The organism is Kitasatospora sp. NPDC056327 (assembly GCF_042261735.1).
Taxonomy (GTDB): Bacteria; Actinomycetota; Actinomycetes; order Streptomycetales; family Streptomycetaceae; genus Kitasatospora.
In genome coordinates, this window is record NZ_JBHJRC010000150.1 from 10,919 (window position 1) to 19,174 (window position 8,256).

Annotated in this window: 6 protein-coding genes; 1 reads left to right on the forward strand and 5 read right to left on the reverse strand. The window is 68.4% G+C overall.

Annotated features, from left to right (window positions below; genetic code table 11):
- Positions 1–191 precede the first annotated feature (191 nt).
- Positions 192–1,919: an ABC transporter family substrate-binding protein gene (locus ACFCX4_RS21580; RefSeq protein ID WP_376144780.1), complete on the forward strand. Its 1,728-nt coding sequence runs from the start codon at positions 192–194 to the stop codon at positions 1,917–1,919.
- 71 nt (positions 1,920–1,990) lie between these two features.
- Here the strand turns inward: ACFCX4_RS21580 and ACFCX4_RS21585 are convergent, their stop codons facing one another.
- The 5 genes from ACFCX4_RS21585 to ACFCX4_RS21605 all read right to left on the reverse strand — a co-directional run bounded on the left by ACFCX4_RS21585 (position 1,991) and on the right by ACFCX4_RS21605 (position 7,781).
- Positions 1,991–3,010: an ABC transporter ATP-binding protein gene (locus tag ACFCX4_RS21585; RefSeq protein WP_376144782.1), complete on the reverse strand. Its 1,020-nt coding sequence runs from the start codon at positions 3,008–3,010 to the stop codon at positions 1,991–1,993.
- Entirely contained in the window at positions 3,003–4,097 is a 1,095-nt protein-coding gene (locus ACFCX4_RS21590; protein ID WP_376144784.1) for an ABC transporter ATP-binding protein, read from the reverse strand. Before ACFCX4_RS21590 ends, ACFCX4_RS21585 begins: the two co-directional genes overlap by 8 nt.
- Before the next feature lie 14 nt (positions 4,098–4,111).
- On the reverse strand, positions 4,112–5,101 hold the full coding sequence (locus tag ACFCX4_RS21595) for an ABC transporter permease (RefSeq protein WP_376144786.1): 990 nt from the start codon (positions 5,099–5,101) through the stop codon (positions 4,112–4,114).
- On the reverse strand, positions 5,094–6,038 hold the full coding sequence (locus tag ACFCX4_RS21600; protein ID WP_376144788.1) for an ABC transporter permease: 945 nt from the start codon (positions 6,036–6,038) through the stop codon (positions 5,094–5,096). Before ACFCX4_RS21600 ends, ACFCX4_RS21595 begins: the two co-directional genes overlap by 8 nt.
- Before the next feature lie 93 nt (positions 6,039–6,131).
- Positions 6,132–7,781 (reverse strand): ABC transporter substrate-binding protein, encoded by a 1,650-nt coding sequence (locus tag ACFCX4_RS21605; RefSeq protein WP_376144790.1) that lies wholly within the window; start codon positions 7,779–7,781, stop codon positions 6,132–6,134.
- Positions 7,782–8,256 lie beyond the last annotated feature (475 nt).

Consider the following 8,256-nt stretch of genomic DNA (forward strand, 5'->3'; position numbering starts at 1 on the left):
GTTCGTCGCGCACCATAACCCCGCGCACCTCCACACCCCCGCTCACATGCCCCCAACTTCCGGGGACGGGTTCTGACCTACCTTTTTGGGGGGGGGGGCCCGGGCCCGGGCCCCGCCCCTCGACAACTCCCCTCCCAGGTCAGCAAGATGTGACGCCTATCGTCCGTCGCATCCGTCCCGGGAGAACCACCATGGGCCGCCCCCTGTACCGCCGCACGGCCCTGCTCGCCGGCCTCACCGCGCTCTCGCTCTCGCTGACGCTGTGTTCCTGCGCACCCGGCGGCTCCGACGGCGGGGCCCGTGCCCTGCCGAGCTCGGCCGAGACCCCCAAGCTCACCACCGTCGACATCAACCCGCACGAGCGCGGCGAACTGCGCCAGGGCGGCACCCTGCGGGTCTCGATCGCCCAGTACTCCAGTCAGTGGTCCCCGCTCCAGGCCGACGGTTCCGAGTCCTCCACCATCGCCGTCAGCAAGCCTCTGCTGCCGACCTTCTTCCGCTCCGACGCGGCCGGCACCCAGACGCCCAATCCGGCCTACCTCCAGGAGGTGCACGCAGAGCAGCGGGACGGCCGGCAGGTCGTGGTCTGGACGCTCAACCCCAGGGCGCGCTGGTCCGACGGCACCCCGATCACCTGGCGCGACATCGAGGCCAACTGGCGTGCGCTGAACGGCAAGGACCCGGCCTACCGGGTGACCAGCAGCACCGGCTTCGAGCTGGTCTCCTCGGTCGAGCGCGGCAAGGACGACTACCAGGCCGTGATGACCTTCGAGCGGCCGTACTCCGAGTGGCAGTCGATGTTCAACAGCGCCTCCAACGGGCCGCTGCTGCCGGCGAGCCGGATCGCCACCCCCGAGCTGTTCAACACCTCCTACGCGGAGGCGATCCCGGTCACCGCGGGCCCGTTCAAGGTGGAGAAGCTGGACAGGGCCGCGCAGACCGTCACCCTGGTCGCCGACCCCGCCTGGTGGGGCGACCGGCCGCTGCTGGACCGGATCGTCTTCCGCGCCATGGTGCCCAACGTGATGGCGGCGGCCTTCAACAAGGGCGAGCTCGACCTGTTCAACAACGGCCCGGACGTGGCCGGCTACCAGCTGATCCGCAGCACCCCGGGCGCCGCCGTCCGCAAGGCCGGCGGGCCCGACTTCCGCCAGTTCACGCTGAACGGCCGCAGCCCCGCGCTCACCGACCCGACCGTCCGCCAGGCGCTCTTCCAGGCGATCAACCGGGACACCATCACCCGCTCCGACCTCGCCGGGCTGGACTGGCCCACCGTCGTCCTCAACAACCACCTGCTGGTGGCCAACCAGAACGCCTACCGGGACAACTCCCTCGGCCTCAGCCGCTACGACCCGGCCGAGGCCGCCCGCAAGCTCGACGCGGCGGGCTGGAAGCTCGACGGGGACGTCCGCCGCAAGGACGGCAAGGAACTCAACCTGCGGATGGTCATCCCGGCCGGTGTCACCCAGGCGCAGAACGAGGCCACCGTCACCACCGGCATGCTCAAGGACGTCGGGGTCAAGGTCACCACGGTCATCGCCAGCCCCAACGAGTTCTTCGACAAGTACGTCAACCGGCGGGACTTCGACATCGCCGCCTACTCGCTGCTCGGCACGCCGTTCCCGGCCAGCGGCAACCGGGCCAACTTCGTGCAGAACGGCGGCACCAACCACTCCCAGGCCGGCAGCGCGGCCGCCGACGCCGCGCTCGACCGGGCGGCCGCCGCGACCGACGCGGCCAGTGTCTTCGAGGCCATCAACCAGGCCGACGGCGAGCTGTGGAAGGTCGCCGGGGTCCTGCCGCTCTACCAGCGCCCGCAGCTGTTCGGCGCCCGCGCCGACCTCGCCAACATCGGCGCCCAGGGCCTGTCCGACATCGTCTGGGAGAACGTGGGTTTCCTGAACAGCACCCAGAAGTGACGTTTCTCCGCCGCACGCGCGGGGCCCCGGAGCCGAGTGGACTCCGGGGCCCCGCGGGTGCCGGGGGGCGGTCAGCCCGCGCCGATCACGTCCCGCACCTCCGCGAAGTGGCAGGCGGACCGGTGGGCCGCCGCGCCGCTCAGCGCCTCGGGGACGGCGAGCAGCGGGACCTCGGTCGAGCAGCGCTCCTCGGCCTTCCAGCAGCGGGTGCGGAAGCGGCAGCCGGACGGCGGGTTGGCCGGCGACGGGATGTCACCGGTGAGCAGGATCCGCTCACGGTTCTCGCGGCCGGTCGGGTCGGGCACCGGGACGGCCGAGAGCAGCGCCTGGGTGTAGGGATGGGTCGGGTGGGAGTAGATCTCCTCCTCCGTCCCGATCTCGACCAGCTTGCCGAGGTACATCACGCCGACCCGGTCGGAGATGTGCCGGACGATCGAGAGGTCGTGCGCGATGAACATGTAGGAGAGCTCGAACTCGTTCTGGAGCTGCTCCAGCAGGTTGATCACCTGGGCCTGCACCGACACGTCGAGCGCGGAGACCGGCTCGTCGCAGATGATGATCTCCGGCTTGAGCGCCAGACCGCGGGCGATGCCGATGCGCTGGCGCTGACCGCCCGAGAACTGGTGCGGGTACCGGTTGATGTACTCCGGGTTCAGACCCACCACGTCCAGCAGGTCCTGGACCGCCTTCCGGCGGTCGCCCTTCGGCGCCACCTCGGGGTGGATCTCGAAGGGCTCGCCGATGATGTCCCCGACCGTCATCCGCGGGTTCAGCGAGGTGTACGGGTCCTGGAACACCATCTGGATGTTCCTGCGCACGGCCTTGAGGGCCGCGCCGGACAGCTTGGAGATGTCCTCGCCCTTGAACAGCACCTCGCCCGAGGTGGCCCGCTCCAGGTTCATCAGCACCTTGGCCAGCGTGGACTTGCCACAGCCCGACTCGCCGACGATGCCCAGCGTCTCCCCCTTCGCCAGCCGGAACGAGACGCCGTCCACCGCGCGGACCGCGCCGATCTGCTTCTTGAGGACGATCCCCTGGGTCAGCGGGTAGTGCTTGACCAGGTCCTTGACCTCCAGGATGGGCTCAGCCATGGAGGGTCTCCTTCCAGAAGTGGCAGGCGCTGCGGCGGCCCGGAAGATCGGCCCCCTCGGCGTCCAGCACCGGTGCCAGGCGCGGGAGTTCGGTGCGGCAGACCTCCTGTGCCCGGTCACAGCGCGGGTTGAACGCGCAGCCGGACGGGATCCGCAGCAGGCTCGGCGGCAGACCCTGGATCGCGTAGAGGTTCTGGCCCTTCTGGTCCAGCCGCGGGATCGAGTGGAGCAGGCCCTTGGTGTACGGGTGCGCCGGGCGGGCGTACAGCTCGTGCACCGGAGCGGTCTCGACGATCCGGCCCGCGTACATCACCGCGATCTTGTCCGCGACGTCCGCGACCACGCCCAGGTCGTGGGTGATCAGGATCAGGCCCATGTTGAACTCGGCCTGCAGCTCCGCGAGCAGGTCCATCACCTGGGCCTGGACGGTGACGTCCAGGGCGGTGGTCGGCTCGTCCGCGATGATCAGATCGGGCTGGAGCGCCAGCGCCATGGCGATCATGATGCGCTGGCGCATGCCGCCGGAGAACTGGTGCGGGTAGTCGCCCACCCGCTCCCTGGCGGCCGGGATGCGCACCCGGTCCATCAGCTCGACGGCCTTCTCCCGGGCCTCCTTGCGGCCGGCGCCCTGGTGCACCCGGAACATCTCGCCGAGCTGGTAGCCGACGCTGAGCACCGGGTTCAGCGAGGAGAGCGCGTCCTGGAAGATCATCGCGATCTTCCGGCCGCGCACCGCCCGCCGCGCCTTGGGCGTCATGGTGAGCAGGTCCTCGCCCCGGAAGCGGATCGAGCCGGAGGTGATCCGGCCCGGCGGCATGTCCAGGATGCCCATGATCGCCTGCGCGGTCACCGACTTGCCCGAGCCGGACTCGCCGAGCACCGCCAGCGTCTCCCCCGCCGACACCGAGTAGCTCACGCCGTTCACGGCCTTGGCGACGCCGTCCCGGGTGTGGAACTCGATGTGCAGGTCGTCGACCTCCAGCAGCGGGGTGCCGGGCACCAGGTTCTCCCGGCGGGGGCCGATCACCTCCACCCTGTCCCGGCCCGCTCCCGCGCCGTCCTTCGCCGGTTTGGTCATGTCAGTCATGTCCGCGGCCCTCCTCAGCGCAGCTTCGGGTCGAGGGCGTCGCGCACCGCGTCGCCGAGCATGATGAAGGCCAGCACCGTGACGCTCAGCACGGCGGCCGGGAAGAGCAGGACGTGCGGGGCGTCCAGGAAGCGGGACTGGGCGTCGCTGATCATCAGACCCCAGGAGATCGCCGGGGACTGGATGCCGATGCCCAGGTAGGACAGCGCGGCCTCGGCACCGATGTAGACACCCAGGTTGATGGTCGAGACGACGATCACCGGGGCGACGGCGTTCGGCAGGATGTGCCGGGTGACGATCCGTCCCGTCCCGGCGCCGAGCGCCTTGGCCGCGACCACGTAGTCGTTGTGCTTGTTGGCCAGCACCGCCGAGCGCATCAGCCGGTAGATCTGCGGCCAGCCGAGCACGGCCATCACCGCGGAGACCGTCCAGGCGTTGCCCTCGCCCCAGGTGGACATGATCAGCATGCCGCCGAGCAGCAGCGGGATGGCGAAGAAGATCTCGGTGACCCGGGAGAGCACGCTGTCGCCGACGCCGCCGATCCAGCCGGCCCACAGACCCAGGGTGCCGCCGACCAGGACCACCAGCGTGGTGGTCACCAGACCGACGATGATCGAGTTGCGGGCGCCCCAGATGGTGCGGGTGTAGATGTCGCAGCCCTGGACGTCGAAGCCGAACCAGTGCTCGGCGCTCGGCCGCTGCAGTGAGTCGGCCAGGTTGCAGAAGCCGCCGGCCCGGGGGTCCGACTCGGTGAACAGCCCGGGGACGACGGAGAGCAGCACCATGAACAGCGCCAGGAACGCGCCGATCAGGAACAGCGGGTTGCGGCGCAGGTCGGCCCAGGCGTCGCTCCAGAGGCTGGCGACCCGTTCGCCGCCCTTGCCGTCCCCGCCCTTGCCCGGGCCGGTGCCCTTTCCGGCGGCCGGACCGGAGCCGGCCCGCCCGGAGCCGGCCTGCCCGGGGATCGCCACGTTCGCGTTCTCGCTCTTCGTCGGCTCACTCATAGCGGATCCTCGGGTCCAGGACGGCGTACAGCAGGTCGACGACCAGGTTGGCGAACAGGTAGACCATCACCAGGGCGCTCACGATGCCCACGACGATGGTGCGTTCCCGCAGGTAGACGGACTGGAAGAGCTGGTGTCCGACACCGGGGATGTTGAAGATGCCCTCGGTGATGACCGCACCGCCCATGAGGCCGCCGAGGTCCATGCCCAGGAAGGTGACGATCGGGATCAGCGCGTTGCGCAGCCCGTGCCGGACCACCACCCGCAGCGGGCTCAGGCCCTTGGCCACCGCCGTCCGCACGTAGTCGGCCCGCATGACCTCGATCAGGCTGGTCCTGGTGAGCCGGGCGACGTACGCCAGCGAGGTCGAGGCGAGGACGTAGGCCGGCAGCAGGTACGAACGGAAACCGGCCTCCTCGTTGAAGGAGACCGGGAAGAAGTCGATGCCGTAGTCGGTGTTGAGTTTCACCCCGATGAGCAACTGGAGCACGAAGCCGATCACGAAGACCGGGATCGAGATGACCATCAGGGTGGAGATCAGCACCACGTTGTCGATGAACTTGCCGCGGCGCAGGGCGGCGACCACACCGGCGGTGACGCCCACGGCGATCTCGATGGCGAGTGCGGTGAGCGCCAGGTTGATGGTGTACGGGAACGCCCGCTGCATGACGTCGACGACCTGGTTGCCCCGGTAGTCCTCGCCGAAGTCGCCCTGGAAGAGGCCGGTGAGGTAGTCCCAGTACTGGATGAAGAACGGGTCGTCGAGGTGGTAGCGGTCCCGGAGCACCGAGACGACGGCGGGGTCCTGCCGCTTCTCACCGGCCAGTGCCGTGATGGGGTCGCCAGGCAGCAGGAAGACCAGTGCGTAGATCAGGAACGTCGCGCCGAGGATCACAGGTATGGCCTGGATGATCCGGCGGACCACATAGCGGCCCATGCGGTCTCCTCGTGGTCGGGGCACGCCGGAGCCGGGCGGCGCGGGGGTTGCCCGCGCCGCCCGTCACGGCGTACCGGTCGGACTGGGGGACGGTCAGGCCAGCTCGACGTTGGCCAGGTCGATGCGGTTCTGAGCGTCCACGACCACGTTCTTGACGGTCTTGGTGTAGGCGGCGGAGGTCTGGTACGTGTAGACCGGGATGTACGGCAGGTCCTTGATCAGGATGTCGTCGGCCTGCTGGTACAGCTTCTGGCCCTCCTCCAGGGTCTTCGCCTGGTCGGCCTGGGCCAGCAGCGACTCGAACTGCTCGTTGACGTAGCCGCCGTAGTTCGAGCCGTTCTCGATCGCGACCTTCGAGAAGATCGGACGCAGGTAGTTCTCGATCGACGGGTAGTCCATCTGCCAGGCCATCCGGAAGGCGCCGGAGAACTGCTTGTCGCCCAGCGCGTCCAGGATCTTGCCGAACTTCTCGAACGGCTTGAAGGTGACCTCGACGCCCAGGTTCTTCTTCAGCTGGTTGCCGACCGCCTCGATCCACTCCTTGTGGCCGCCGTCGGCGTTGTAGCCCAGCTCGATGGTGTTGTTCGGGACGCCGCCGGCGGCGTCGAACGTCTGCTTGGCCTTGGCCGGGTCGTACTTCGCCGCGTCGCCCATGGCGCCCTTGCGGTAGCCCGGGATGATCGGGTTGATGAAGTCGTCGGCGGGGATGCGGGTGCCCGAGAAGATCGTCTTGGTGATCGCCTCGCGGTCGATCGCCATCGAGATCGCCTTGCGGATCTCCGGCTTGCCGTAGGCCGCCGGGTTGGTGGCGATCGGGAAGCCGATGTAGCCGACGCCGGACTCCGGCTTGTAGATGTAGCGGTCACCGAACTCGTTCTTGACCGTGCCCATGGCCGAGATCGGGAGCTTGTTGGTGATCTGGATGTTGTTGGCCCGGAGGTCGTTGTAGGCCGTTTCCAGCTTGTCGTAAATCTTGAACGTGACCGAATCCAGCTTGGCCTTTCCGGCCGACTCCGGGAAGTTCTCGTAGCGCTTGATCTTGATCTGCTGGTTGTGCTCCCACTTGCCGTCCATCTGGAACGGGCCGTTGCCGATGGGGGACTCCTCGAACGCCTTCTTGTCCTGGAAGAAGGCCTTCGGGAGCGGGTAGAACGCGGTGTAGCCCAGCATGGTCTTGAACTGCGAGAACGGCGCGCTGAGGGTCACCGTGAAGGTCTTCTCGTCGACGACCTTGAGGCCCTTGAGCTTGTCGGTGGCCGGCTTCTTGTCCTTGCCGGGGGACAGCTCCTCGGAGCCCTCGATCTTGGCGAAGAACGGCAGGCCCTCGGCCGCGTTGTCCTGGTTGGCGCCCCAGTTCCAGGCGTCGACGAAGGACTGGGCGGTGACCTTCTCACCGTTGTGGAAGGTGAAGCCGTCCTTCAGCTTGACCGTCCAGACCGTGCTGTCGGGGGTGTCGATCGACTCCGCGAGGCGCAGCTTCGGCTCGTTGGTCTGCCGGTCGTACTCGACCAGGCCGGTGAAGAGCTGCGCGAGCACCTGGGCGCCCTCGGACTCCGCGGTGTTCTGGGGGACCAGGCCGTGCTGGGGCTCACCCGACTGGATGGCGATCGCGCCGCCCTTCTTGCCCGAGCCGTTCGCCCCGTCCGAGGACTTCTTGCCGCTGCTGCCGGTGCTGCAGGCGGAGACCGCGAGCGCGGTGCACGCCGCCAGCGCGGTCCAACGCATCGTCTTGGTGAGCCTCATTCAACTGCTCCTCGATCTGGGGGCTTACGAACGGAGGGCGCCCCGCCACTCGGTGTGCCGGGTACGACGGGGGTCGACATCTCAGGGCCGATCCGCACAGGTGGCGAGGTGACCACTGATACGCGCAGAGCAACTATCGATCAACCGACCCCTTCGGTGGAATCGCCGTCACATCTCTTTTCAATTACATGCCAGGACCAACCCGTGACAATACTCGGCAAATTCCGCCATATCGCGCGCGGAATCAGCGGGTCCGCTTTCCGGATAACGGACCCGCTGCACCGGTATTCGAATATTTACGAAGCGTAATGATCTATTTCGGCAAGCATTGCGGGCGGTTCTCCGGAATTCCCGCAGGTCGGCGGGTGGACAAAGCAGAAGCGCGTCCTCCCCGGGGAGGACGCGCGTGGCCGACGGGGGGGGGGCCCCCGGGCAACCCCAATACGGACCAGGCTCGTAAAAACAACAGACGCGG